Source organism: Collinsella sp. LCP19S3_C9 (assembly GCF_052121575.1).
Lineage (GTDB): Bacteria > Actinomycetota > Coriobacteriia > Coriobacteriales > Coriobacteriaceae > Collinsella.
Genome location: NZ_JBQKDZ010000006.1, coordinates 95,427 through 120,949 on the forward strand (window position 1 = coordinate 95,427; position 25,523 = coordinate 120,949).

Sequence of the window (25,523 nt, forward strand, 5' to 3'; positions counted from 1 at the left end):
GGGGCCGCGTCATGCGAGGGGAATGCCCGAGAGGTCGCTCCCCAGCACCTCCAGGTACTCCAGCAGCTGCTGGTACTTGCCTCGGAGCAGCAGGAGCTGTCGCTGGAGCTCCGCGTTCTCCTCCTTCAGCTTCCTCGATTGCTTCCTGCTCTTGTCGAGGGCGATATCGAGGTCCTGCAGGCGCGACTGCGCCCTCTGGAGCTCCCTTGACAGCCTGGTTATCTCGGCGTCCTTGTTCAGCTCGAGGTTCCCTTTCTGGCTTACCTTTGCGAGCGGCCTGAACTGGCAGACCTGGTTCTTCGCCAGGAGCTCCTTGACGTGCTGCTGGCTGAACGTCCCCGAGCTCAGCCCCGTTAGCGCCATGAGCTCCTTCTTGGTGACGATGCGGTGGTCCTCTTCGATTTCGTCGATGGCTCCCTGGATGAGGGCCAGCGTCTTCTCCCTCTTCGCCGCGTACATCCTCTGCATGTTCTCACTGGGCTGCTTCATCAGAGACCTCCAGGTCCTCGCCGCTAATCGCGTTCAGCACGCGCTGGATCAGCGTCTTGTATGCGTCTATCCAAACACCGCAGAGCTCCGCGAAGACATCGTTGCCACAACTTAGAGCCTTCTCCTGCTTGCTGCGCCAGTCGTCGAGCTCGCTTTGATAGTAGTCGAGGTCGCCGGCGTCGGGGACGAGGTAGCTGCAGCGGAGGCACCTCGACCTGTCGGCGCTGCAGCCCCTTGCGTCCGAGCACAGGCCGATCCTGTGGACCCTCTTGGCGAAGGGCTTCGACAGGATCCTGTCGAAGCGGGCAGGGTCGTCTGTGTTGATGATCCTGCCCCTGAACACGACGGGGTCGTCCTTGCGCAGGTCCTTGACGGAAGTGTGGGTATAGCTCTGCTCGATCATCTTGGTGTTGTGGTGGGCGGTGAGCGGCAGCAGGTCGATGGCGCGGAAGAGGCCCGAGTTCATGCGGTCGCTGACGGCGTTGTGGCGGAACTGGTGCGTCGTCGGGGAGTAGGGCTCGCCGTGCTCGTCGACGATTCCCCTGCACTTGCAGAGCCGCGAGAAGAAGCGGTTGCAGCTTCCAAGGTTCTTCGGCTTGAATGCCGACCCGTGAGTCCTATAGCATCTCTCCCCCGTCTTCGGGTCCCTTATGAGCCTGTAGGCCCGCGAGGTGAAAAGCCACCTTGCATTCTCGCCGAGGTGCGCCAGCACCTCGTCCCTCTGGGCTGCCACCAGGTCGACGAGGAGCTTCCCCATGCCCTCGTACCTGACCTCGATCAGCTTGATGTCGCTCGGGACGTAGGGTCCCGACTGCTTGAAGGACGGGATCGTCAGGGTGTAGGTGTCCGCGTCGAGCCGCTTCAGGCACCTGACCGTCATGCTGAGGACCTCGGTGGCGCGGTTGGGGATCAGGCGCAGCATCCAGTAGATGCACCTGTAGACCAGCGGGATGCCGTCTTTCATGAAGATGACGTCGAGCTGGCCGGCCACCTCGTCGGGGATGTACTTGTCCTCCTTCTTGACGTAGGCGGGGGCCCTCTCCAGCACGAACCTCTGCATGGCGGAGCTGATGTCGGTGAACCCCGACTCCCTCGCGAATGCCTCGAGAGCGTGCCAGTAATGCAGGCGCTTTCTCAGGGTGGTCTTCCGCTCTCCCGAGAAGAGGTAGGCATAGAAGGAGGCGAGCGCCTCCGGCGGGGCTTCTGCGAAGCTCTTGCAATCGTCGGGGATGAAGTCTGCGCAGTGCTTGATGGACATGCAGATGTCTGAGCTGATGGCAGCGGGGTCCCGCCCCTTCACGAGCCTCGTCAGCGCCCATCTCTTGGCCTCCTTCTTGAGGTGTTCGTTCGAGATACCCGTGAAATATATGTTGCGCGAGCTCGGTTTGACGTTCTTGTCGGGCTTCACCTTGTCGGCTTGCCAGACGTCGTCGCTGAAGCTCGAGGCAGAGCAGTAGTCTGAGAGCATCTTGGCCGCCTGCTCGTCGGTGACGGACACGGCGTTGGAGAGGACGACCGGCTCGAGGGCCGCGGACCCGGATGTGGGGAAGAGCAGGCTGTCAGGCATGTTGCGTTCCCTCCTCAATGGCGTCGAGCACGGCCCTGTAGCGCTCGTTCAAGGCCCTCTCCTGCGCGTACTCGGTGTAGCCCTCGTACTCGTCCATCGGGATGTCCAGCTCCGCGTACTTGGCCTCGAACTGCGCCAGCAGCCTCGACGAGTCCTCGCAGAGCTCTTCCCAGCGCCCCTGGAAGGCCCTTCCCGTGCACAGTTTGGGGCAGGACGCGCAGCTGATGTTGCCGAGGTCGGCGCACCTGCCCTCCGAGGGGTGTTTGGAGCACACGCCCAGCTCCACGTTGCGGCGGTTGGTGCAGAAGTCGACGTAGAGCCAGCGGCGCTCCTCCTCCGTGTACAGGTCGAGCCTGCCGCTCTCGATCAGGAGGTTGAACTTCTGCTGGAAGAACTCGCTGTTCAGCTCTGCGAGCCTCCTCATCCTCACCTCGGCGTAGACGCGCTCGGTGGTTCTGTGGTCGACGTGGCCGAGCTGCTTTTGCACGTCTGTAAGCGTGGCACCCGACGTGATGAGCTCGACGGCGACCGTCTTGCGCGTCTGCCTGGAGCAAAACGTGTCGTAACTCTCGTCGATCGACTGCATGCCGTACCGCTCGAGCAGCCTGTTGATCGCTCCGTTGAAGGTCGTCGCGGGGAACTCGGTCTTAACCCCGTTGGTGATGCAGAAGAAGAGCGTCTCGACCCCGTACATCTCCCTGAGGGCGGAGGTCTCCTCGATGTAGGCCTCGATCTCGCCGTGCAGCTCTGGCGAGATGACGGCGAAGATCTTGTCGCCGAGGCGCCGCTTGATCCTGGATGCCGCGGTCTTGGGGGACCTCGCCCTCACCTGCGGCATGCCGCTGGCGGGGTCCTCGGCCGTGATGTCCTCGACGCGGATGCTCTTGATATCGGAGAGGCGCCACCCGGTCTCCATCGCGAGCTTGAGCATCAGCTTGCAGGCGCTCGACCCAAGCTCGTCGACGTGCTCCTCGAGGAACACCAGGATGTCCTCGGGGATATCCGGGGTCGCCCTCGAGTAGTCAGAGCCGCTCCTGACCGTCAGGTTCGCGGTCGGGTCCGTGTCAAGGCGCCCGCGAGCGACGAGGTGCCGGAAGAACCTCCTGCAGCTGGTCAGATGATGCTTGAGCGTGCCGGGTGCATAGCCATCCTTGCTCATATGCGAGAGCGCGGCGAGGACATGCAGCTCGCCCACGTCCTCTGGGCAGGTGATGCCGTATTCGCCGACGAGGAAGGAGAGCACGGTTAGCAGATCGGCCATCGCAGCCGGGATGCGCGCCAACGCGCGATGGTCAGAGCTCGCGCGCTGGCATGCATCCTGGTAGAGGAACCTCAGATACTCCCTCGCATCCTGCTGGAACAAACCCGTCCCGTCCAGCACGGAGAAGTCGAGCCGCCTGCCTGAGAACGTCTCCCCCTTGGGGAAGTAGAACCACACCTCCGACTTGTCGCTGGCCACCTCGTCGGCGTTGCCGTCGAACATGAACCTGCGCAGGCCGGCGATCTTGTTCTCCAGGTGCTCGTCAAAAGCGTTTGCGAGGGTGGGGGTCTGCCGCACCTTCTTGAACGCCGCGAACTTCCTCACGTCCTCGTCTTCCAAATGCTCCTTGAAGTCGCGACGGAATCTGTGGAGGGGCAAGATCGGCCCCCTCGGAGAGTCGGGGGCCAGGTACCTGCCGGCGAAGAACGCATCGTATGCGCCCAGGAGCTCCTCGAAGCTGACGCCGCCTGGCAGTTCCGGTGCCGGCAACTGGGAGTCACCTGCGACAAGCAGTCCAGCAGGGACGGAGCTCTTGTCAACCCGCACAGCTTTCTCGTCGTAATAGGCGCGTTCCTCCGCGCTGAGATCTAGGAATTCATATACGGCGGTCCGGTTAGAGGTCGTAGCGTACGCAGCGTACGTGTAGGGCAACATCTCCCTAGCGATTACTTCATGCAGCCTGCGATAGTCCCACCGCTTGCCGTGCCCCCTCGCTTTGCGCTTTCGGCACCTCCCGACAGGGCGCCAGGAGAACCCGAAGATGTACGCGGTCAGGCGCGGGTAGGTGAAGTGTCGGTAGTTGCGATCGGACAGCCCCGAGGCATACTTCTCTGCCATGTCGCGCACATACGCCGCGAACTCCTCCTCGCCGACCTCTTCGACAACGCAGTTGTCAAACCACTGCAAGAAGTTATTGCGGGAAAGGCTGCAGTACTTCTCGATAAACTCCCTGCGGATTTCGACGAGGGGTTCACGTCGTCTGACGGCCTCGACGGCGCGGTCCCCGATCTGCACCGGGAAGCGGTGATAGGTGTAGAAGCGCTCCATGTACGTCTCGCCAAAGATACGTATCAGGGGGTTAACGCAGTCCCTGACCTGGTAGGTCAACCCGGTTATCACCTTGCAGAGCTTCTTTATGCCGGGCTTTTCCCAGGCTTCCTCGTCCTCGTGCATGGAGACGAGCACGTCGAGGAAGTAGTCGCTCAGCTCCTCCTCCGAGAACATGGAGGTCAGGGCAAGACGACACAGGGTCCCATAGCTATATGTCCCCTTCAGCGACTCCTCCAAGCCCTCGCAGGAGGGCAGCGGCGTGCGCGACTCCACGCAGGCGGCCAAGGCAGCAAAGTCGCTCACCGTCGCCGTGTCTGCGACATGGGTGTAGTTGTTGCTGCGCTTCGCACCCCCGGAGTTGTCCCTGATGTGCTCGAGCGCCTCCTCAGGTTGCCTGATCATCGGCGCGCCTCTGTTCCTTGGCTGCTTCGAGCCTCTTCCAGTTCTCGACGGCGGTCACCCTGTCCTGCCTGTTCTTGTAGGGCTCGGCAGACTCCATGCTCTTCCAGCCCATGATGTCGAGTATCTGGTTGTCGGTAAGGGAGGCGGGGTCGAGGGCCTGCTGCCTGAGGAGCTCCTCCATCTTCGTGCTCCTGCCGGAGTGGGTGCGCACCTTGGCGGGGTCGAGGCCGGCGCGCTTGGCGGCGCGCTTGATGATCTCGAGCGCGTTGTGGTAGGCCATCGGCTTGCCGAAGCTGCCCTCGCGCTCGCGCAGGTTGAGGAAGATCTCGGTCGGTATGAGCGACCCCGAATCGATCAGCTTCCCCTCGACGGCGCTGCGCTCGTTGTAGAGGTACTCCTCCAGCAGTCGCCGCGAGCGCTCCGACAAGACGCAGACGCGCCCCTCGCCCTCGCGCCTTCCCTTGCTGCGGAAAAGCTTCAAGGTGCCCTCGTCTGCGCGGTAGAGGTCGATCTGGGCGGAGAGGATCTCGTCGATGCGAAGGCCGTCGAGCGAGAGGGAGAAGACCGCCTTGTCGCGGTAGGTGCGGAAGTTGCTGAGGATTGCGTCGACCTGCTCGTCCGTGTACCACTTCTCGTAGTCCACAGGAGGCTTTCCGCTGGCGAAGGACGTCTCGGCGACATAGCGCGGCGACGTGGTCATGATTCCCTGGCCGTAGAGGAAGGAGTGCGGGTTCTCCCCGCTTCGCTCCTCTGCGACCTCCATCTTGATGTCTTTGCCCTGGGAGCGCAGGAAGGTGTAGAAGCTGGCCACGACCGTGTAGTAGCCCCTGACGGTGAAGCCGGACCTCTTTCCCTCCACTGCGCCGACGAACGGGATGACGTTTCCGAACTGCAGGAAGCGCAAGAAGCCGGCGAGGTGCTTGGCGGTCGCGTCGGCGTAGCCGATGTGCCAGCAGTCCTGCAGGTAGTTGAGGTACTTGCACAGCTTGTAGGCGTACTGCCTCGCCGTCTGGGGCGAGCCCATGCTCATCTTGTGGAGGAACTTGTTGGCCCAGAAGGGGTAGGCGTCCGGATGGTTGATGATCCAGCCGTCCATCGTTCCCCCGTCGGCCTTCGGGTAGAGGCATTTTTCAACGGCAAACTTTTTTTGTCACCTGAACAAACATCAATTCACTGGATAACGCTTAGTTAAACATCACAATAAGTGCTCGACCTATCAACGACTAAAAATAAATCTTAGTATCTGAAATACATAATAAAACTTGGCAGGCCATGATGGCCATGGTAAAGGTCGAAGCGGTCTTGTTGACGGGACCACCCATATCGAAGGCGGTCATAACGCCAATGACCAGGCCCAGGACGACGGCGGAGCCGCCCTGCAGGCTACCGAGCACGCTGGTGAGCCAATCCATCACAAAGCCAAGCGGCGTGGCCAGGATGTAGATGTAGGCCATGCCCAGGACGAGCGAGGTCAGAATCGGGATGATCAGGATCGGCATGATGGTCTGGATGGTGTTGTTGACCTTCCAGGTCTTCATCCAGCGGACAAAGTAACCGCAGATGACAGCCATGATCATGGCGCCCAAGAAGCCGGTCGAAACGCTGTTGCCACTCGGGGTGACGACGGCGTTGTTGACCAAGTAGCCCAGGACAAAACCGGGGGCAAGCGCGGGCTTGCCGGCCATCGAGTACGCGATGTATGCCGCAAGCACCGGAATCATCATAGAGATGCCGGCCATACCGATGGTGTTAAGGCTCACCATCAACGGGTTGGTGACCTCCATGCCGTTAGCACCGGCAGTACCGGATGCCAACGAGAAGGCGAGGAACACGCCACCGATAACGACAATGGGGATAAAATAGGAAACGCCGGTATTGAATGCATTGAGCAGCGTCTTGCCAGGATCGGCAAAGATAGACTGCTTGGACGCCGGTGTCGGGGCCTGCGGGGCAGCGGAGACGGCCTTCTTCTCTGCCTTGGCCTCGGCCTTGGGCGCGTCAACGGCGCCACCCGTCGCCTTGATAATCTCAACAGCCTGGTCGATGATCTTGGCCGGATCGGCGATCACATCGGAAGTACCGACCTTGAGGAACTTGCCCTCGGCCATCTTCTGCTCAAAACGGTCCTCGTTCTCGACACCCACGTCGACGGACTCCAGGACCAGGTCGGCGGAGTCCACGTCTTCCTGCGTGAGCTCATTCTCGATACCCAGGCCACCCTGAGCCTCGACCTTGCACTCGATGCCACGGGCGGCGCATTCATCCTGAATCGCCTTCTGGGCCATATACGTGTGGGCGATACCCACGGTACAGGCGGCAACGCCTACGATCTTCATTGCTTCCCTCTTTTCATAGAGTTGCGTGCGCAAGACACCGTTTGCGGAGGCCTCCGGAGCATCCCCTGCCGTTTGGACTTGCTGTCTTTTCGACAAGACCAATATAAGTGCTCATTTTTCTTAATACCAGCTTATTTCGGTAAACGCGCAGGTCAGAGCGTTGGTTATGCAATTTAGTTATGCGTTTAACCAAAAATGAATCCTGCGTTTTTGATCTCTTTTTTAAAAGTCAAGAAGTATTTAGATTTCTCGGTAGACGGCAGGCTTGCATAACCGCCACGAATTTCGGACCCCACGGATACGGTATTGTTGCATACTCATAAAAGGGCGAAAGGACAGGCAGAATCGTGTGCCCGCAACCCGAACGTGAACCACCGCGCCAAACAACGCAATTTGTCGGAAGGAGTCGCTGTGACCAAACAGCGCGTTACGATCGCAGACGTCGCCCGCGAGGCGGGAACTTCAACAGCCAGCGTCTCGTATTACCTCAACGACAAACGAGACAAGCTCAGCGACAAAACGCAGGCAAAGATCGCGCGCGTTATAAAGGAGCTGGGATACGTCCCCAACGCCCAGGCGCAAACACTCACCGGCAAACAGACCCGCGTCATCGCCATCATCATCTTGGATAACACCAACAAATGGGCGGGCCTCGTCCTCAACGGTATGGAGCAGGTCATGCTCCCCGCGGGCTACCAGACGGTTGTTTGCACGAGCAACTTTAACCCCGAGACCGAGCTCATGTATGTCGACAAAATGCTCTCGCTGGGCGTCGATGGCTTTATCATCCAGCCCACGGCAAACTTCAAAGCCGTGCACGACCGCATTAGACGCGCCGGCAAGCCGGTCGTCTTTTTCGATGCGGCCATCTATAGCCCAGGTACCAGCTGGATCAAGACCAACCTTTACGACGGTGTGTACAACGCCACGCAGGTACTCCTCGACGCCGGTTACGAAGATTTCTTTTCCATTGCCGCCAACATGACCGAAATGCGCACCCGCATGGAGCGTTTTCAGGGGTATGCCGAGGCGCTGGCAGCGAACGGACAGCTCTACAAAGCGATTTCCATCGACCACAACAAGCCGTCGGTCAGTGAGCTTACCGAGTACTTTAAATACAAGCTCAACCCCGCCAAGCGAACCCTTATCTTCGTGCAAAATCAGTGGGCACTTCCCCGTGTCTACAAGGCCCTCCAGCCCATGGCCCATCTGCTTCCGCAGCAAATCGGCCTTTTGGGACTCAACTGCGAAGACTGGACCAACCTCACCACGCCGACCGTCTCCACCATCATCGAGCCCGTCGACCAGGAAGGCAGAGAGGCGGCCGAGATGCTCCTCGCGCTACTCGATGGCAGCAGCACGCCCGGTGAGCAGCGTATTCTCGAATGCAAGCTCAACTGGCTCGGTTCTACCTCGATCTAGCCATACGTCAAAAATGAGGCAAATGAATCCGTAGCGTTTGTCCCAAATCTTAAGTATTTGTTCGATAGAACGCCCCTCGGCGGCTCCTGCTAGACTGGTAGACTCCCAACCGTCCGTCCAGGAGTCACCATGTCGCGCAAGTCCGCCTACAAGCAAGCACTTTCTATCGGCACCGCTGTGGTGCTGGGGTTTGCGCTGTTTACGGGATCGCTCGACGGGGCGCCCAGACTGCTCTCGCCGCAAAGTGATGAGCAGGCGGTAGCCCTGGCCGAGAAGCAAGACGAGAGTCCCAGCCGCACCGACGACGAGGCAGACCTGGTTGCCCGACTCGAATCGGGAACAGCGAGCTCCTCGGACTCTCAAAAAAGCCAGGACGCTGGCGATGGCTCCGATTCCGCCGCAACCGGCACCGGTGACGACACTTCCACAGATAGCCCCGCCACCCCCATCGACGAGGTCGAAAACCCCAATCTCGACCGCGCCCGCGGCGTATACCTCAGCAGCATTCCCGACTACGCGGGTAACCCCTATGTTGCCCTGCGAGCCGACAGCACGCACCCGTTGGGCACACCATCATTCACGCTCGATGAATACGAGCGCGCTACAGAAGAAGGTTGCTTTAAGAAGTTCTCCAAGCTCGACAGCCTGGGCCGCACCCGCAAAGCGCTCGCTTGCGTGGGCCCCGAATCGCTCGGTCAAGGCGAGCGCGGCGATATCTCGCGTATCCATCCCGCCGGATGGCGCCAGCAGCGCTACGACTTTATTCCGGGCCAGAGCCTCTACAACCGCTGTCACCTCATCGCCTGGTCGCTCTGCGGCGAAAACGCCAACCGCAAGAATCTCCTCACCGGCACGCGTTATCTCAACGAAACGGGCATGCTGCCATTTGAGGAGCAGATTCTCGGCTACATCCGCGAGACGGGCAACCATGTGCTCTACCGTGTCACGCCCATGTACAACGAAGAGGAACTCGTCTGCCGTGGCGTGCGTCTTGAGGCGCAATCGGTCGAGGACCACGGCAAGACCCTCTGCTTCCACGTGTACTGCTACAACCTGCAGCCGCATGTGCAGATCGACTACGCTACCGGCCGCAATCAGGCCTCGGGAGACTAGCCCCGAGCCACGACAAGAACCGGTTTGCAACCCCCCAGGGATCAAAAAGGGCCGCCTGGATTGCCCAGAGCGGCCCTTGCATCGGCATGTATGTTACAGGCAACGCCCAACGCTACTTGGCACGGCCCTCCTCATAGCGCTCGACCAGCTTGGCCTGAACGTCATAAGGCACCTGCTCATAGCCCGCAGGCTTCATGGTAAAGTCGCCCGTGCCGCGCGTGATGGAGCGCAGACGCGTCGAGTAATCCGTCAGCTCGGCGAGAGGCGCCTGAGCGATGACCACGGTGTCTCCGCGCTCATCGGTCTCCATACCCGTCACGCGACCGCGCGAGGCCGAGATGTCGCCCATCACGGCGCCGGCGTAGCTCTCGGGAATAGTCACCGTGATTTCCTCGATGGGCTCCAGCACCACCGGGTCGGCGTCGGCGCATGCCTTGCGCAGGCCGATGCGAGCCGCCGCGCGGAACGCCATCTCGTTGGAGTCGACGCTGTGATACGAGCCGTCGTACACAGCCACGCGAATGCCCGTAAGCGGGTAGCCGGCAATGATGCCGTCCTTCATGGTCTCCTGAACGCCCTTGTCCACGGCGGGAATGAGCGAGCGCGGAATGCGGCCGCCTACGACCTCGTCCACAAACTCATAGCCGTCGCTCGTACCGTCGGGCCCAATGAGCGGCTCTACGCGCAGCCAGCAGTCACCATACTGGCCGGCGCCGCCGGTCTGCTTCTTGTGGCGGCCCTGGGCAGTTGCCGTGCGGCGAATGGTCTCGCGATACGGGATGCGAATCGGCACGCTCTTGGCCGCGACCTTGGTACGGTCCTCAAGACGATTGAGCAGGACCGAAACCTGCGCCTCGCCCACCGCCGAAATGATGGTCTGGCCGGTCTCCTCGTCGCGGTCGATGCTCATGGTTGGATCGGCCTTGCATGCCTTCTCGATAAACGTGTAGAGCTTCTCTTCGTCGCCGCGATTCTCGGCCTCGATGGCGATGCGGTACTGCGAGTTGGGGAACTTAAACGCCGCAGCCTCGACCTTGCCGGTAATCGAGAGCGTATCGCCCGTCTCGGCCGCCAGCTTGGGCGCCACGATGATATCGCCGGCATAGGCGTGACCGACCTCGGTCATGTCGCGGCCGCACATCACATACAGGTGAGCCAGACGATCGCTCTTGCGGGTGCGCGCGTTGATCAGCTCAAGGCCCGGCTCAAGCGTACCCGTCAGCACCTTGATGAAGCTGATGCGACCCTGCTGAGGATCGGCCAGGGTCTTAAACACAAACGCCACCGGGCGGTCATCGTCGCTCGAGATCTTGAGCGAATCACCGTCGATGAGCGGCATTTCACCATAGTCGGTCGGCGCCGGGAAGTACGTGGCGATGTCGTCCATCAGCGAGTTGACGCCCTGCTCCTTAATGCAATCGCCCGCAAAGACCGGCACAAAGATGCGCTCGGCGATCGCCTTCGACAGCAGGCCTTCAAGCTCCTCCTGCGTCAGCGTCTCCTCGCCTTCCAAGTACTTCATCATCAGTTCGTCGTCAGCCTCGGACACCAGCTCGCACAGATGGTCATGGGCCTCCTCGGCCTGGGCACGATACTCCTCGGGAATCTCCGACTCAACGGCTTCGGCGCCGTTGCAATGGCGCGCCTTCATGCACACCAGGTCGATGATACCGTCAAAGTCCTCGCCCTCGCCCCAGGGAAGGGTCACGGCGCCCAGGCGCGTGCCAAAGCGCTCCTGCAGCAGGTCCATCGTGGTCGCAAAGCTGGCCTCGGAGCGCGACAGGCGGTTTACGAACACCGCACGCGCCAGACGCAGGTCCTCGGCGGCATACCAGAGCTTAACCGTCGTAGGCTGCGGGCCGGCCTCGGCGTCGACCACAAACAGAGCCGTCTCGCAGACGCTCATCGCGGCAAAGGCGTCGCCGATAAAATCGGGGTAGCACGGGGCATCGAGCACATTGATGCGCGCACCCTTCCAGTCGATCGGCGCAATGGTCGTCGAGATGGAAAACGCACGCTTGACCTCTTCGGGGTCATAGTCGAGCGTGGGCTTGGTGCCGTCGTGGCCGCCCAGGCGGGCGGTCTTGCCGGAAAGGTGGAGCATGGCCTCGGCGAGTGAAGTCTTGCCCACCCCACCTTGGCCTACGAGCACCACGTTCCTTACATTACCGGTCTTGGGAGCACCCATGATGACCTCCTTGCAGGGCCGCGCGCAATGCGCGATGCCAACGGGGAGAGTTCGCGGTCGATGCCGTCCCGGGAGCAGCATGGTCGGCAGCCGATCCGGCTCACCCTCCAAATGTCCTATGCCACCACCCTACCCTCGCGGGCGACTGTCCATGCACACCTTTCGGCGCACGTATGAATACGGGCGGCGAGAGGAGGGGGCAAACGCCTGAGGCGGTTATTAAGCCCCATAGGCGCAAATAAAAATCGCCGCAGGCCATAAGACCTGCAGCGGTTTCGCCTCAATGTCTACTTGAGCCTATCCCTCGATACGGCTCAGGAACTCGCGTGTGCGCCGTTCGCGCGGATGACCGATAACCTGCTCGGCAGGACCCTCCTCGACAATGCGACCGCCGTCCATAAAGACCACGCGATCGGCAACATCGCGCGCAAACTGCATCGCATGGGTCACGATCACCATCGTCATATTCTGCGCGGCAAGGTCTTTAATGACACGCAGCACCTCGGCCGTTAGCTCGGGATCGAGTGCCGAGGTCGGCTCATCGAAGAACAAGATCTCTGGATCGAGCGCCAAGGCGCGCGCAATACTCACACGTTGCTGCTGACCGCCCGAAAGCTCGCATGGCACCTTGTTCTCGTTGCCCTTAAGCCCCATCTGCGCGATCAACTCACGCGCACGTGCTTCGACCTGCCCGCGCGGGCGCTTGAGCACGCGGATCGGAGCGTCGGTAATGTTTTTCATCACGGTATAATGCGGGAACAAATTGTAGTTCTGAAACACCAGGCCAAAGCGCGAGCGCGCCTGCTTGGGCACATCGCCTTTCGCATACACCGTACCCGATCCCGCATCCGTCGCAACGGCTAGATCACCAAACGAAAGCGAGCCGCCGTCAAGCGTCTCGAGCAGCGTGGCGCAGCGCAACAGCGTTGACTTACCGCCGCCCGAAGGTCCGATAATCGCCACGACCTCGCCGCGCTTTACCTCGAGCGAGATATCCTTGAGCACCTCATTGCCACCAAACGCCTTGCGCGCGCTCGTTATATTCATTACCGTTCCGGACACGGGAACCTCCATGTGTTTGAAAAGCACGACGGAACAGGCTAGTCGTGGTAGTAGTCAAGTCGCTTTTCGGCGGCGCCCAGCAGCATCTCGACCACAAAGTTAAAGACCCAGTAGATCAGTGCCGCAATCGCAAACGGCACCATGCTCACTTGAGAGGCAACCAGTGCCTTGGCCGTCGAGAACATCTCCCCCACGCCGATGGCAAACGCCAGCGACGTGTCCTTGACCAGCGTGATGATTTCGTTGCCCATCGCCGGCAAAATGCGCTTGGCGACCTGCGGCATCACAATGTACAAAAACGTCTGCAGGCGTGAGTAACCCAGCACCTCGGCGGCCTCATATTGACCACGCGGGATAGACTGCAAACCCGAGCGATAGATCTCGGCAAAGTAGCCGGCATAGTTGATGATGAATGCCACGACGCACGCCGTCCACTTGGAATCGGGCGTGAGCGAAATACCAAAGACATAATACGGAGCAAAGTAGATGGCAAACATCTGCAGCATGAGCGGCGTACCGCGCATGACCGAAATGTAGATGCGCGCAATCCAACGCAGCGGCGCGATTTTGCTCATGCGCATAAACGCCACGGGAATTCCCAAGGGAATCGAGCCCAACAGCGTGAGCACAAACAACTGCAAACTGACCAAGAAACCCTGGCCAAGCATCTGCATCATGACCTGAATAGACAACCCAAGCTCTCTTTCACAGCAACAGAACAGCAGGTGTTAATTGAAATAGGCACAGTGCCCAAGATTGCGAGCGACAAGCCCGACGAAGCGTACTTTGGTACGCGAGGAGGGTTGGAGCCGCAAGGTTGGGTGCTGTGGCTATTTCAAAACCCAGTTGTCGAAGGATAGACCGTAGCTCGCATACTTGTCGCACAGGTCCTTGACTGTACCGTCCTCATAGAGCGCCTTAAGCGACTCGGTCACGGCGTCGGCCGACTTGGTGTCGCCCTTTTTAAAGCCAACGGCGTAGTGCTCGCTGGACAGCGGCTTGTCAAGTTGCGTATAGGCATCGGGCTTGGCGGCAAGCTGATACTGGGCGATCGAAAGGTCGCAAGCCACCGCATCGACCGCGCCGCTCTCGAGCTGCATAAAAGCCGTGTTGTACTCGCCGATGGTATCGAGCGTGGCAAACGTCGCCGCCAGATCCTTCTGGTCACCCTCTAGCACATCCTGCGCGGCAGAATCGGTCTGGGTAATCACGGTCTTGCCGGCAAGGTCGTCCCAACTCTTGATGCCCGCATCCTTCTTGACCACCAGCACCTGCTCATTGAGCATGTACGGCTCGGAGAACGTGTAGTCGTCCTCGCGGCCCTCCATGGTAAAGCCGTTCCAGATGCAGTTGATGGCGCCCGAGTTGAGCAGCGTATCCTTGGCGTCCCAGTCGATGGCCTCGTACTTGACCTCCCAGCCCTGCTTATCGGCAACTGCCTTGGCCAAATCGAGATCAAAGCCGGTGTACTCGCCATCGTCGCCCACAAAGCCATACGGAGGATAGGACTTGTCAAAGCCCACCACGAGCTTCTTAGACTCCACAGCGCCCTTGGCGTCCTTTGCCGCAGCAGAGCCGGCAGTGGAACCCTTGTCGGCACCACCGCCGCAGCCGACAAGACCAAGGCCAAGCACCGTGGCGAGCGAGCCGGCTAGACCAACAAACTGACGACGAGACATATCGGTATTCATGGTATTCCCCCTTGATGGCGCTTTAGTTAAGTAAAGTGATTCATGTAACGCCCAGAATCATACACTTTACCTTGATAGAGTACAAGGGAGAAGTTGCCCGGCGCGGGCGGGGAGCGGCGCGTAATTAAGTTTCCTGCTCTACAGTCCTGCGCAAGACGGAAAGCACATTAAGTGCTTTCCTTTGCGTGCGGAACTCGCGATAAACTTAATTACGCGCCGCTCCCCGCCCGCGCCGGGCAAACGTCGTTGGACTTATCACTAACGTGAAGTGGACGCTTGTATATCGTCTGCTAGCTTGGCACGGTACAATGCTTTCAGATTTCAATTTATAAATTAGTGGGGTTACTTCATGGCAGAATCTCGTGCGGAGCGTAAGGCTCGTCGTGCTTTGATCGAGGCGGCTGAGGGGTCGGAGGAGAAAAAATCTTCCAAGAAATCCAAGTCGTCTCAGGATGCGAAGGGTAAGTCGGCCAAGGGCAAGGCTAAGACCAAGCGCCCCAGCTTTCGTCGGAGCGAGGATAAGGCGCCTCAAGCTCGTTCCAAGCGCTCGCATAATGAGTCGTCCCGGTCCGCTCATAAGGCCGTTGATCCCAAGTCGCCTTGTTCCATCATGAAAGCTTGCGGTGGATGCACGGCGCTCAACAGGCCTTATAAGAAGCAGCTGGCGACCAAGCAGGCTGCCATGGAAGAACTTTTTGCTGCTCTTTGCGAGCGTGAGGGCATAACCGTCGATCCCATTCGCGGTATGGACGTTACTCTGGGCGACCCGGGCAAATATCCTGCGCCGCGTGGTTTTCGCCATAAGGCCGCCACTCCCTTTGCCCCCGGCAAAGGGGGCGCTGTCCGCTGCGGCTTTTTTGAGCGCGGCACGCACAGAATCGTCGCTGTTCCCGAATGCCCCGTCGAGGCACCGGGAGCCCGTCAGATTCTTAACGGCATTGCGCGTGAGGCCGAGCGCCTGCACATTCCCGCCTTTAACGAGGACAAGCATCTGGGCCTGCTTCGCTATGCCGTCGTTCGCTGCGGCTGGCGCACCGACCAGATCATGATCACCCTCGTTACCGCCCAGCGCGACCTGCCGCATGCGCAGGAATTCTTTGAGGCCATCGCCGCACTCGATCCGCGTATCGTCACCGTCGCCCAAAACATCAACGGACGCCCTGGCAACGCCATCCTGGGTGAGGAAACCCACATCGTGTATGGCGCTGAATGCATGCGCGACCAGCTACTCGGCTGCGAGTTCGATATCTCCCCCACCGCGTTCTACCAGACCAACCCGCAGCAGACCGAGCTGCTCTACCAGCTCGCTATCGACGGTATGGATCTGCACCAGGGCGATGTTCTCATGGATGCCTACTGCGGCAGCGGCACCATCGGTCTTTGCGCAGCTAAAGAAGCTCAGAACAAGGGCATCGGCATCATGTTACTTGGCGTGGAGCGCAACCCGGCGGGCATTGCCGACGCACGCCGCAACGCCGAGCTCAACGGTCTTACCCGCAGCGCCTGGTTTATGGCCGACGATGCCACCGACTACATCCTAGATGCCGCCGACAACAACGAGCGCGTCACCGTCCTTTCCATCGATCCGCCGCGTGCCGGCTCTACCCCCGAGTTCCTCGAAGCCGCCTGCGCGCTTAGACCTCGCCGCATCACCTATATCAGCTGCAACCCTGTGACCCAAGAGCGTGACCTGCACCAGCTCCTCGACGGTGGCTATCGCCTGCTCAAGATCACGCCCGTCGACATGTTCCCCCATACCGACCACACCGAAACTGTAGCGGTCCTCGAGCGCCGCTAATCCACCGGTACAAGAAGGGGGCGCCCCGTCTGGGCCGCCCCCTTACTTGGTTTATGAACTCCGCTACATCCTCTTGCGCAGGTCACACACGCCGGCTGCCGCCATCTCGCGCAGTAGCGTCTCGCGGTCGCGCGTCACGATCAAATCCAGCGGAAAGTGAATCTCGTCGAGCATCTTGCGCGCTTGGTCGAGCTTACCAATTGCCATACCAATGTGCGCATCGGTCGAGACGCCAATCCCCACGCCCAGCTCGGCGCACCGCTCGGCAATCTTGCGGCACACGTCCCAATGCTCGGCATCCGCGCCATGCTCAAGACTGTGATTGTTGATCTCGATGATCTTATGCTTAGCCTTAGCAGCAAGCAACACCTCGTCGATATCGAACGGCACGCCCGATCGACCCGTATGCCCCAGCATAAACACCTTGGGGTGCTCCAGAGCATTGATATACATCTCGGTCGTCTGGGCCAGCGTCGCGCCTTCAGCGAACTGCGGATTATGCACGCTTGCAACCAAATAATCCAAATTACGCGTAACCCGATCGAACAGCGAATGCTGACGGCTGTACGAATCGCCGGCAATATCGAGCGTGACAGGAGTGTCCTCGCCAAACAGGCTTCCGTCCAGCGAAACGATATCGGCCTCGGCGCCACGCAGCACCAACACGCCGCTCCAAATGCGCGGCCATATATCCTGGTTGATAAAGAACTGGTAACTGCGCAGGTCATTGGGGCAAGCCGTAACCATAGAGCTCAGATGGTCGGCAGATCCAAGCACCTGCAGGCCACGCTCTGCCGCCCAGTACACATTCTCCTCAATGGTCGAATATGCATGCGCAGAGAACATCGTATGGGTATGAATGTCACAGGAAAGCAGGTAGGGCATCAGGTCTCCTTATCTGGTATGGCCGTCGCGTATATTCATTGTACGCATAGCCTTCGATAGTCGTAAAACCGCTCCATCCCAAAGACACAACGTCCACGACAACGGGGTCCGGTTTAACACCAAACCCCGTTTCACGTAAAACATTGTAGGCAGAGCGCTCTGCTTTTAACGATACTCGTCCGCCAACTGTTTCCAAGCTGGTAGCGAATTGATAATCGTTTCGTAACTCACGCAATAACCCAAGCGGAACCAACCCGGCATGCCAAAGCTATCCGAAGGCACCGCGAGCAACTCGTACTTCTTTGCACGCTCGCAAAAAGCGTTTGCGTCGGGCTCGAGCGCCTTCACCCACAGATAGAAAGCGCCGTCCGGCTCAACGTAGGTGTAGCCGTACTCCGCCAATGCGTCGGTGAGCGCCGTTCGGTTGCGAGCATAGGCTTCGACATCACTCGGCTCATCGATGCAGTCGATAATCACGCGCTGGAAGAGCGCCGGTGCGCACACAAAACCCAGTGTACGGGCGGCACCGGCGACGGCCGGCATAAGGCGAGCAGCCTGCGGATTGGTGTTGGGAACCAAAATCCAACCCACACGCTCACCCGGCAGCGACAGCGACTTGGAATACGAATAGCACACGACGGTGTTCTCGTAGATTGAGGGTACCCAGGGCACCTCGGCACCGTACACGATCTCGCGGTACGGCTCATCCGAGATGAGCATAATCGGATTCTCGGGATCACGCTTGGCATTGACCTCGCGCAGAACATTGGCCAGTCGCGTCAGCGTGTCGCGCGTATATACGGCACCGGTCGGGTTGTTGGGCGAGTCGATAATGACGGCCGCCGTCTTATCAGTAATCGCCTTGAGCACGTTGCCCACGCTCAGCTGGAACGTGTCTTCATCGGCGGGTGCCTCGACACACGTACAGCCGGCCTTCTCAATCCACACGCGATACTCCGGAAAGTACGGGGCGATAACAATGACCTCGTCACCGGGATTGGTAACAGCGTTGAGCGTGCAGGTGAGCGAAGCCGCCGCACCCACGGTCATAAAGACATCTTTACCCTCATAGCTCGTGCCAAAACGACGGTTGAGCGACTCGGCCACAGCGACACGACATTGCGGCAGGCCTGGTGCGGGCGTGTATCCGTGCAGTTGGTCGCTCGGCAGCTCCAAGGCCTTTTTGATGGACTCCGCCACGGCAGCGGGCGCCGGAACACTCGGGTTGCCCAGCGAAAAATCGAATACGTTCTCCGCACCGATCTGTGCCTTGCGTTCAAGTCCATAGCTAAAGATCTCGCGGATGATAGAGCTTTCCGCGCCGCGAGCAAACATGGTTTCGTTGATCATCTGTTCCCCTTTCGCATAGGCGGTATTGTACGCTTTAGTCAAGCAAAGTACCGCAGCAATGTTAATTGGGGACAGACTTAAATGCGTGAAAACGCTCATTTAAGTCTGTCCCCAATCAACAGATGGCCCCATATCGCTCAAAAAGCCTCCGCAGGTTTCCCCGCGGAGGCTCTCACGACAAAGACTACTCGTCGGCCTCGGTGTCGCCATCGGCCTTTTTTGTGTCAGCAGCCTCGACATCGTCAGCGCTATCGGATGCGACTTCGGCATCTTCCTGCATGGCCGCCTGCGCAAAAGCTGCGGCATCAGCTGCCAGCTCCTCCTCGCTCATACGAGGCGTGCGCTTTTTGGTCGGCACGCCGCCCGCCTTGGCGTTGCGCTCCTCCTTGGCTGCCAGAATGTCGCCCTCGCGCTCAAGGTAGGCATCCCAATCGTTGTCGAGCAGGGCGTTCACGGCGTCGCCTTCGACGGTCTCGCGCTCAAGCAGCACCTTCGCCATCAGATCGAGCTGATCGCGACGGGCATCCAAAATCTCAACAGCACGGCGATGGGCCTCACGCATGATGCGCTGAACCTCGATATCGATGCGGCGCGCCGTCTCCTCGGAGTAATCCTGGTGATCGGCATAATCGCGACCAAGGAACACCTGATGCTGCGCCTCGCCAAACACTTGCGTGCCCAGCTCCTCGCTCATGCCCAAACGCGTAACCATCTCGCGCGCCATCTTGGTCGCGCGCTCCAGATCGTTGCTCGCGCCCGATGTAATGTCATCGCACATGAGCTCCTCGGCAACGCGACCGCCCAAGAACACGGCAAGCTCGTCGAGCATCTCGTTCTTGGTCTTGAGGAAGTGATCCTCCTGCGGAAGCTGCAGCGTATAGCCCAGAGCCTGACCGCGGCTGACAATCGAAATCTTGTGAACCGGATCGGAGTGCTCCAGGATGTGACCCACCAGAGCATGACCGCTCTCGTGGTAGGCAATCGTGGTGCGCTCGGCTTCGGTCATCACGCGCCCCTTGCGCTGCGGTCCTGCAATCACGCGCTCCATCGATTCTTCGACCTCGTCCATCGAGATCACGGAGCGATGACGGCGAGCGGCAAGCAGTGCGGACTCGTTGAGCAGGTTTGCCAGATCGGCACCGGTAAAGCCAACGGTCATCTGGGCGAGCTTCTCAAACTTAACGTCCTCATCCATTGGCTTGTTCTCGGCATGCACGCGCAAGATCTGCTCGCGCCCCTTCACATCCGGGCGGTCGACCGTAACCTGGCGGTCAAAACGGCCGGGGCGCAGCAATGCCGGATCCAGAATATCGGGGCGGTTGGTCGCGGCGATCAGGATGACCGATTCGCTTTCCTCAAAACCGTCCATTTCGACCAGCAGCTGGTTGAGCGTCTGCTCGCGCTCGTCGTGACCGCCGCCCAGACCGGCTCCGCGCTGACGTCCCACGGCATCAATCTCGTCAATGAAGATGATCGACGGAGCCTGAGACTTGGCCTCCTTAAAGAGGTCGCGCACGCGGCTGGCGCCGACGCCCACGAACATCTCGACAAAGTCAGAGCCCGAGATGCTAAAGAACGGGACACCGGCCTCTCCGGCAACGGCCTTGGCCAGTAGCGTCTTACCGGTACCCGGAGGGCCCACCAGCAAAACGCCGCGCGGGATCTTGGCACCCAGCTTGCGATAACGGTCCGGATCGCTCAAGAAATCGCGAATCTCTTCGAGCTCCTCAACAGCCTCGTCCACGCCGGCAACGTCTTCGAACTTGACCTTGGGACGCGTAGCCTCGTTGGTCTTGGCGTTGGTCTTGCCAAACTGCATGTTCCTATTATTGGCGCCCATCATCTGGCGCATAAAGTAGAACATGATGGCGATCAGGGCAATCGTCGGCAGTACGCTCATCGCCAAGTCGCCCCAAAAATCGGGGTCGTTGGTGTTGACGATGTACTTAGTGTCGGGATGCTCCGCCATGAGCTCGGCAAGCGAATCGGAGCCGACATAGGTCGAGGAAAAGCTCTTGAGCTCACTCGTGTCGCCCTTGTCCTTTTTCGCCTTCCAGTAATGACCCGTCACACTTCCGTCCTGAACCGTATAGGTCAGATCTTCGACGCGATCCTGCTTGATGGCGCTCACCATCTCGCTCGTCGCGAGCTTAACGGTATTGCTGGAGCTGGCAAAGCCGGAGCCCATATTAAAGAAGGCGTAGCCCAGAAGTGCGCAAGCCAAAAGAAAATACAGCCAGCCCGTACGTGTGGGTTTCTTGCCTCCGGGCATCCCCGGAATCTTAGGGTCCCGGGGTGTCTGGGAATTGTAGTCGTTACGGTCGTCGGGCATCTTACGAATAAACCTCCGGTTTCAAAATGCCCAGATACGGAAGGTTACGATAGCGCTCGGCATAGTCGAGGCCGTAGCCCACCACAAAGGCATCGGGGCAATGGGTTCCAACATACTTGGGCGTAATGGCCGAGATGCGATCCTCAACGTCCTTCCACAGGAAGGCGGCGACCTCCAGAGAAGCGGGCTTGCGGCTCTCAAGGTTCTTCATCAGATACTTGAGCGTCAGGCCCGAGTCCAGAATGTCTTCAACGATCAGCACGTCACGACCGCGGATATCGATATCAAGGTCTTTGATGATACGCACGATGCCCGAGGACTTCACACCGTCGCCATAGCTCGAAACGGCCATGAAATCGATATTGGTCGGCAGCTCGATCTTGCGCATCAGGTCGCCCATAAAGACCACGGCGCCGCGCAAGACCGCAATCAGCACCAAATCCTTACCCGCGTAGTCGCGCGTAATCTCCTCGCCCAGGCGAGAGACGATACCGTCGATATCCTCCTGCGTAAACAGAACCTTCTCGATATCCGGATGTTGAGAAGCCATGACAACCCTTTCTTGTGCTTAATCGCCCACACACCGCCGTATGGACGCGAACTACACATTCTAGCAGCGCACGGGGTATATTTTCCAGCCCGTGCACCATCAGCGCGGGAATACCGTCAACGCCGCACAGAAAAACTGGTGCGAGGGGCTAATCCGCGTCAACCACGCGAAGCAGATAGGCCACACGCGTCGCCGCCGTGCACTTAAAGCGTTCGTCCGCGCGAACTCCGGCGACCCACACCACGACACCCCCCGGTGCCGTCCTTACCATGGGCACGCCGGTGCGCTCGGAAACGGGAATACGAGCCTCGCACAACAAGTCGGATACCTTCTTGCTTCGGCCACTCATGCCTAACGGGCACATCACGTCTCCCGGTGCGGGACCGTCCACCCACAGGCGCGCCAATCGCCCCTCGGCAGGAACCTCGCCGCGCAAGCCCGCCAAGATCCGCTCGCTATCGCTGTTGGCAAAACCCAGGGCAGCCGCGTCCACCAAAGCTGCCACTTCCCCAGCAGCCGCAAACTCACGGGCGCGGCGCACGATATCGCATCCCGGCTCAACGGCTATCGCTTCTGTGACCAGCATACGTCCCCCGCCCAACGACATACGGCCGGGTATGGTAATCCAGTCCGCAACCAAGCCCTCACGAGCCGCCGGCGCCTTAAACGCCAGCATGCCAAACTCAACACGTGCGTCAATCCCCGCCGGAAGCGTAACCGAACCCGCACCCTCGGCAACACAGGAGAGGACTCGCTCCACATGGCGCATCTCTGGGCGAGCATCCGGATCGATGCGTTTAATCGCCAGTCGCACGATGCGCCGTGCGATTACCACCTCGGCCGCAGCAAGGCGTCTGGCATCAAGCACCAGCGCGCCCGCTGCCTCTTTGCGCAGGCAGCTTCGAAACGCCTGTGCCGACAACTGGGATAGAAACGCATCCTCATCACCCAAGATCTCACAGGCGGCACCAATCGTCTTGCACACGCTCGCATTACGCTGCGCCAGCACTGGCATTACCCGGTGGCGAACGTAGTTTCGCAGATACGAGATATCTTCGTTGGTCTCGTCCTCGCGCCACGGCTGACCATGCACCTGCAGATAGCCCACAAGCTCGCCATGAGTTAGGTCGAGCAAGGGGCGTACCACAATATTCCTTCGGCGGGGAATGCTCGAGAGCCCAGCAGGGCCCGACCCCTTAATGGCGTTCATCAAAAATGTTTCCGCGCGGTCTGAAGAGGTATGGGCAGTGCAGATGCGCGCCGCCGTTCTCGGCGCCCCCATCTTGGCACAAAGCTCGCGAACATACCTTCGCGCCGCGGCATAACGCACCTCGCGCGCAGCCGCCTCGATATTGCCCGACTCCCCATCAAAATAGGCGTGCTCCACGCACAGCGGCAAGCCATATTGTGCGCAGAGCTCGCGCACAAAGGCCTCGTCGCCGTCGGATGCCTTGCCTCGCAGGTGATGGTTTACATGAAGCACATGTAGGCGCTCGCGAGCAATGGGGGCAACGCCGCGTCCATCTTGGATATCCAGCTTTGATGTGCACGCCATAAGAAGCAGTGCCGTCGAGTCCGCACCGCCTGATACCATGAGCACCACAGGAGCAGCCTGCTGCCTCGTCCGGGTCTCATCGACTGCCCCGGGTACGGCATGGTGTCCGTAATGCTGTGATACCGTTGGCATTCGCTTCCTCCTCTATTCGTCAGCACTCATTGTATCCTTTGGAATCTTATGTCTCGCCTGCACCTTCATATCCTCGGCAGCGGCTCTAAAGGCAACTGCGCACTCATCGAGGGCCCGCAGGGGCTCATTATGGTCGATGACGGACTGTCCCGCCGCGAAACACTCAAACGCATGGCTGAGCTCGGCCTTTCGGCAGACGACGTGTCCGCCCTTGTTGTCACCCATGAGCACAGCGACCACATTAAGGGGCTTGAGGTCTGGTGCAAACATTGGAACGGACCGGTCTTTACCAGCAGGGGCACGCTCGCATCAAAGGAAAGCCTTGCACATCTGTCTGTTGAGGAATTCGACCCAGGTGACGCCCTCTCTATTGCCGGGGTCCGCATTCAAACGTATTCGACATCGCACGACGTCGTCAATCCTGTCGGCTACCGTTTTGATGCCCAGGGTGATTCGGTTGGCTTTGCCACCGACACCGGCGAGTTGTCGAAGCATGCCATCGATACGCTCAAGGACTGTCGCATTCTCGCGCTCGAAAGCAACCACGATGTAGCCATGCTGCGTCAAGGAGACTATCCTCGCTTTCTTCAGGAGCGCATCCTGTCTGCAAAAGGGCATCTCTCCAACGATCAGGCCGCCGATGCCGCACGCGCGCTGGTAACCGATCGCACCGAGCAGCTTATCGCGATGCACATTAGCCAAGACAACAATCGCCCAAGCCTTACCGTCAAAAGCTACGCAAGCTCACTTGGGGCAACACTCGACAACGAGCTTGGTAGCACCGCCACCCGCGTTGAGGGGCCACATAAACTCACAATACGTCCCGCCGGGCAATATCGGCCCATGACCATTCAGTAGGCCGTCTCAAATATTCAGTAGGCTGTCTCAAATAGAAAAGGGGGCCGGGAATCGCTTCCCAGCCCCCTTAGCTCAGGCACCGATGTTAATGGCCGATAACGTTAGTCGATGAAAATCTTCGTAACGTTCTTCTTTTCGACAATCTTAGGAACCGTAACGGTAAGGATGCCGTCAGCATACTTTGCAGAAAGGCCCTCGCTCGAAGCATCCTTCAGGTACACACCGCGCGTCGCGCTGTAAGAGCAAAACTCCTTCTGCAGGTAGTTCTTGTCCTTGTTCTCTTCGCTCTCCTCAACATTCACGCTAATGGAAAGACGACCCTCATTGAGCTCAACGTCGATGTCGTCCTTTGCAACGCCGGTCAAAAAGGCCTTAACCTCGTAACCGTCGCCCTTGTCCTCAACATCAACGGGAAACGCCTTGGAGGCGATCGAGTTGTTTGCCAGATCGGTCATATCATCAAACAGATCGAACAACGAGCTAGCAGAGGGACGAACACCAAAAACCGAACGATAAGGAACCATGCTTGCCATGACTACCACTCCTTTAAGGGACTGCCGAGCCATCTTCTAGGTGGCAGGGACTTCTTTTGACGCTTTAATATATGCCCATCCATTTCTTATATATACATTTTGATATAAAGTTTTTTGAGTCTCTATCTATAAGCATATCTAAGTCTATATGACTAAGATTTAATGAGGTCAAGGTTCTTTGAACCGTGCCTTAAATACCAAATGTGCCCTAGCTAAACAAAGCTGGGGCTTACAATGAGCGTATACACAATATTAATGACAACCTAAGGGCATCATGGACGATCAAGCCTCCGACAATTCGTATGATCAGATGCAGAACGATAAATCAACCTATCCGCAGACCATACGCTACCATCGTCCCCATATTTCCCAAGAGCCTATTGACGATACAGAGCCTGAATATGTAACTCGCAATCGTTATCAAACCCTTGAAGAATCTCAATCAGGTCGCAAACACATGGGCGTCGCACCGAGCGAATCGGCGTATCTCAAAGATGCCCCCTTATCCAAAAACAGCGCATACAACCAGGAGCAGGCCCAAACACCCGCTAAGCAACAACGAAGAGAGCCTCGTCCTAAGCAGACCCTAACGCATTCTGCCCGCTATTTAGAGACGCCGAAGCAAGGAAAATCGATATTTATATCGTCTAGCAGACGACGCAAACAGCACCGGCTCCAAATCGCGCTCCTGATCATTGCCATCGCGGCAATCGCGCTGGTCATTCGTTTTATTTTCTTCAAATAGAAAAGACAATTAAGCCGTAGGGGCTTTAAGTTTACAACGCCCAAACGAAAAAAGGGGGAGGCCGCGAGGCCTCCCCCTTCTCAGTCCAAGCGCACGGCTCGGTGCCGTCCACCGGTCAGCGGCGCCCTGGCCTCCCACGGGCTGGCCCCGCAGTACTCTCGGCGCGATGGGGCTTAGCTTCCGGGTTCGGAACGGGACCGGGCG

20 protein-coding genes and 1 rRNA gene are annotated in these 25,523 nt (G+C 59.1%); 5 read left to right on the forward strand and 16 right to left on the reverse strand.

Annotation, left to right across the window (positions count from 1 at the left end):
* Positions 1–9: 9 nt before the first annotated feature.
* The 5 genes from ACTQXI_RS04325 to ACTQXI_RS04345 form a co-directional block, all read right to left on the reverse strand.
* Positions 10–489: a hypothetical protein gene (locus ACTQXI_RS04325; RefSeq protein ID WP_441032094.1), complete on the reverse strand. Its 480-nt coding sequence runs from the start codon at positions 487–489 to the stop codon at positions 10–12.
* The gene (locus ACTQXI_RS04330; RefSeq protein WP_441032092.1) at positions 473–2,056 is read right to left on the reverse strand and encodes a hypothetical protein; all 1,584 of its coding nucleotides are present in this window, start codon (positions 2,054–2,056) and stop codon (positions 473–475) included. The genes ACTQXI_RS04325 and ACTQXI_RS04330 overlap by 17 nt, the downstream gene beginning before the upstream one ends.
* Entirely contained in the window at positions 2,049–4,769 is a 2,721-nt protein-coding gene (locus ACTQXI_RS04335; RefSeq protein ID WP_441048888.1) for a tyrosine-type recombinase/integrase, read from the reverse strand. Before ACTQXI_RS04335 ends, ACTQXI_RS04330 begins: the two co-directional genes overlap by 8 nt.
* Positions 4,753–5,865, reverse strand: coding sequence for a tyrosine-type recombinase/integrase (locus ACTQXI_RS04340; protein ID WP_441048887.1), 1,113 nt, complete (start codon positions 5,863–5,865; stop codon positions 4,753–4,755). The genes ACTQXI_RS04335 and ACTQXI_RS04340 overlap by 17 nt, the downstream gene beginning before the upstream one ends.
* A 127-nt stretch (positions 5,866–5,992) precedes the next feature.
* The gene (locus tag ACTQXI_RS04345) at positions 5,993–7,105 is read right to left on the reverse strand and encodes a fructose-specific PTS transporter subunit EIIC (protein ID WP_441048886.1); all 1,113 of its coding nucleotides are present in this window, start codon (positions 7,103–7,105) and stop codon (positions 5,993–5,995) included.
* A 411-nt stretch (positions 7,106–7,516) separates the two neighbouring features.
* Here ACTQXI_RS04345 and ACTQXI_RS04350 point away from each other — a divergent pair, with 411 nt between their 5' ends.
* On the forward strand, positions 7,517–8,527 hold the full coding sequence (locus tag ACTQXI_RS04350) for a LacI family DNA-binding transcriptional regulator (protein ID WP_441048885.1): 1,011 nt from the start codon (positions 7,517–7,519) through the stop codon (positions 8,525–8,527).
* Positions 8,528–8,656: 129 nt separating this feature from the next.
* Positions 8,657–9,640 carry a DNA/RNA non-specific endonuclease gene (locus tag ACTQXI_RS04355; RefSeq protein WP_441048884.1) on the forward strand — a complete coding sequence of 328 codons (984 nt, stop codon included), beginning with the start codon at positions 8,657–8,659 and terminating at the stop codon, positions 9,638–9,640.
* 112 nt (positions 9,641–9,752) lie between these two features.
* Here ACTQXI_RS04355 and ACTQXI_RS04360 read toward each other — a convergent pair whose 3' ends face one another.
* From ACTQXI_RS04360 to ACTQXI_RS04375, 4 genes are all read right to left on the reverse strand, one after another.
* Positions 9,753–11,828 carry an elongation factor G gene (locus ACTQXI_RS04360; RefSeq protein ID WP_441548379.1) on the reverse strand — a complete coding sequence of 692 codons (2,076 nt, stop codon included), beginning with the start codon at positions 11,826–11,828 and terminating at the stop codon, positions 9,753–9,755.
* 297 nt (positions 11,829–12,125) lie between these two features.
* Positions 12,126–12,875 carry an amino acid ABC transporter ATP-binding protein gene (locus ACTQXI_RS04365; RefSeq protein WP_441548380.1) on the reverse strand — a complete coding sequence of 250 codons (750 nt, stop codon included), beginning with the start codon at positions 12,873–12,875 and terminating at the stop codon, positions 12,126–12,128.
* A gap of 53 nt (positions 12,876–12,928) precedes the next feature.
* On the reverse strand, positions 12,929–13,567 hold the full coding sequence (locus ACTQXI_RS04370) for an amino acid ABC transporter permease (protein ID WP_117655765.1): 639 nt from the start codon (positions 13,565–13,567) through the stop codon (positions 12,929–12,931).
* Positions 13,568–13,720: 153 nt separating this feature from the next.
* Positions 13,721–14,581 (reverse strand): transporter substrate-binding domain-containing protein, encoded by an 861-nt coding sequence (locus ACTQXI_RS04375; RefSeq protein ID WP_441048882.1) that lies wholly within the window; start codon positions 14,579–14,581, stop codon positions 13,721–13,723.
* A gap of 349 nt (positions 14,582–14,930) precedes the next feature.
* On the opposite strand from ACTQXI_RS04375, the gene rlmD reads away from it, so the two are divergent.
* Complete coding sequence (gene rlmD / locus ACTQXI_RS04380; protein ID WP_441049312.1) at positions 14,931–16,379, forward strand: 23S rRNA (uracil(1939)-C(5))-methyltransferase RlmD; 1,449 nt, start codon at positions 14,931–14,933, stop codon at positions 16,377–16,379.
* A gap of 63 nt (positions 16,380–16,442) precedes the next feature.
* Here rlmD and ACTQXI_RS04385 read toward each other — a convergent pair whose 3' ends face one another.
* The 5 genes from ACTQXI_RS04385 to tilS form a co-directional block, all read right to left on the reverse strand.
* On the reverse strand, positions 16,443–17,264 hold the full coding sequence (locus tag ACTQXI_RS04385; RefSeq protein WP_154517764.1) for a phosphatase: 822 nt from the start codon (positions 17,262–17,264) through the stop codon (positions 16,443–16,445).
* Between the two features lie 165 nt (positions 17,265–17,429).
* Positions 17,430–18,614, reverse strand: a complete 1,185-nt coding sequence (locus ACTQXI_RS04390) for a pyridoxal phosphate-dependent aminotransferase (protein ID WP_154517761.1) — start codon at positions 18,612–18,614, stop codon at positions 17,430–17,432.
* A 184-nt stretch (positions 18,615–18,798) separates the two neighbouring features.
* The gene (gene ftsH / locus ACTQXI_RS04395) at positions 18,799–20,946 is read right to left on the reverse strand and encodes an ATP-dependent zinc metalloprotease FtsH (protein ID WP_441049310.1); all 2,148 of its coding nucleotides are present in this window, start codon (positions 20,944–20,946) and stop codon (positions 18,799–18,801) included.
* A 1-nt stretch (position 20,947) separates the two neighbouring features.
* Positions 20,948–21,496 (reverse strand): hypoxanthine phosphoribosyltransferase, encoded by a 549-nt coding sequence (gene hpt, locus ACTQXI_RS04400; protein ID WP_154517754.1) that lies wholly within the window; start codon positions 21,494–21,496, stop codon positions 20,948–20,950.
* 148 nt (positions 21,497–21,644) lie between these two features.
* A complete protein-coding gene (gene tilS, locus ACTQXI_RS04405) occupies positions 21,645–23,183 on the reverse strand; it encodes a tRNA lysidine(34) synthetase TilS (RefSeq protein WP_441548381.1) in 1,539 nt (512 codons plus the stop codon).
* A 48-nt stretch (positions 23,184–23,231) separates the two neighbouring features.
* On the opposite strand from tilS, the gene ACTQXI_RS04410 reads away from it, so the two are divergent.
* A complete protein-coding gene (locus tag ACTQXI_RS04410; protein ID WP_441049308.1) occupies positions 23,232–24,041 on the forward strand; it encodes an MBL fold metallo-hydrolase in 810 nt (269 codons plus the stop codon).
* Between the two features lie 101 nt (positions 24,042–24,142).
* Here ACTQXI_RS04410 and ACTQXI_RS04415 read toward each other — a convergent pair whose 3' ends face one another.
* On the reverse strand, positions 24,143–24,574 hold the full coding sequence (locus ACTQXI_RS04415; protein WP_441049306.1) for an Hsp20 family protein: 432 nt from the start codon (positions 24,572–24,574) through the stop codon (positions 24,143–24,145).
* A 274-nt stretch (positions 24,575–24,848) separates the two neighbouring features.
* On the opposite strand from ACTQXI_RS04415, the gene ACTQXI_RS04420 reads away from it, so the two are divergent.
* Positions 24,849–25,319, forward strand: coding sequence for a hypothetical protein (locus tag ACTQXI_RS04420; RefSeq protein WP_441049304.1), 471 nt, complete (start codon positions 24,849–24,851; stop codon positions 25,317–25,319).
* Positions 25,320–25,432: 113 nt separating this feature from the next.
* Here the strand turns inward: ACTQXI_RS04420 and rrf are convergent.
* A 5S ribosomal RNA gene (gene rrf, locus ACTQXI_RS04425) occupies positions 25,433–25,523 on the reverse strand; the annotation flags it as partial.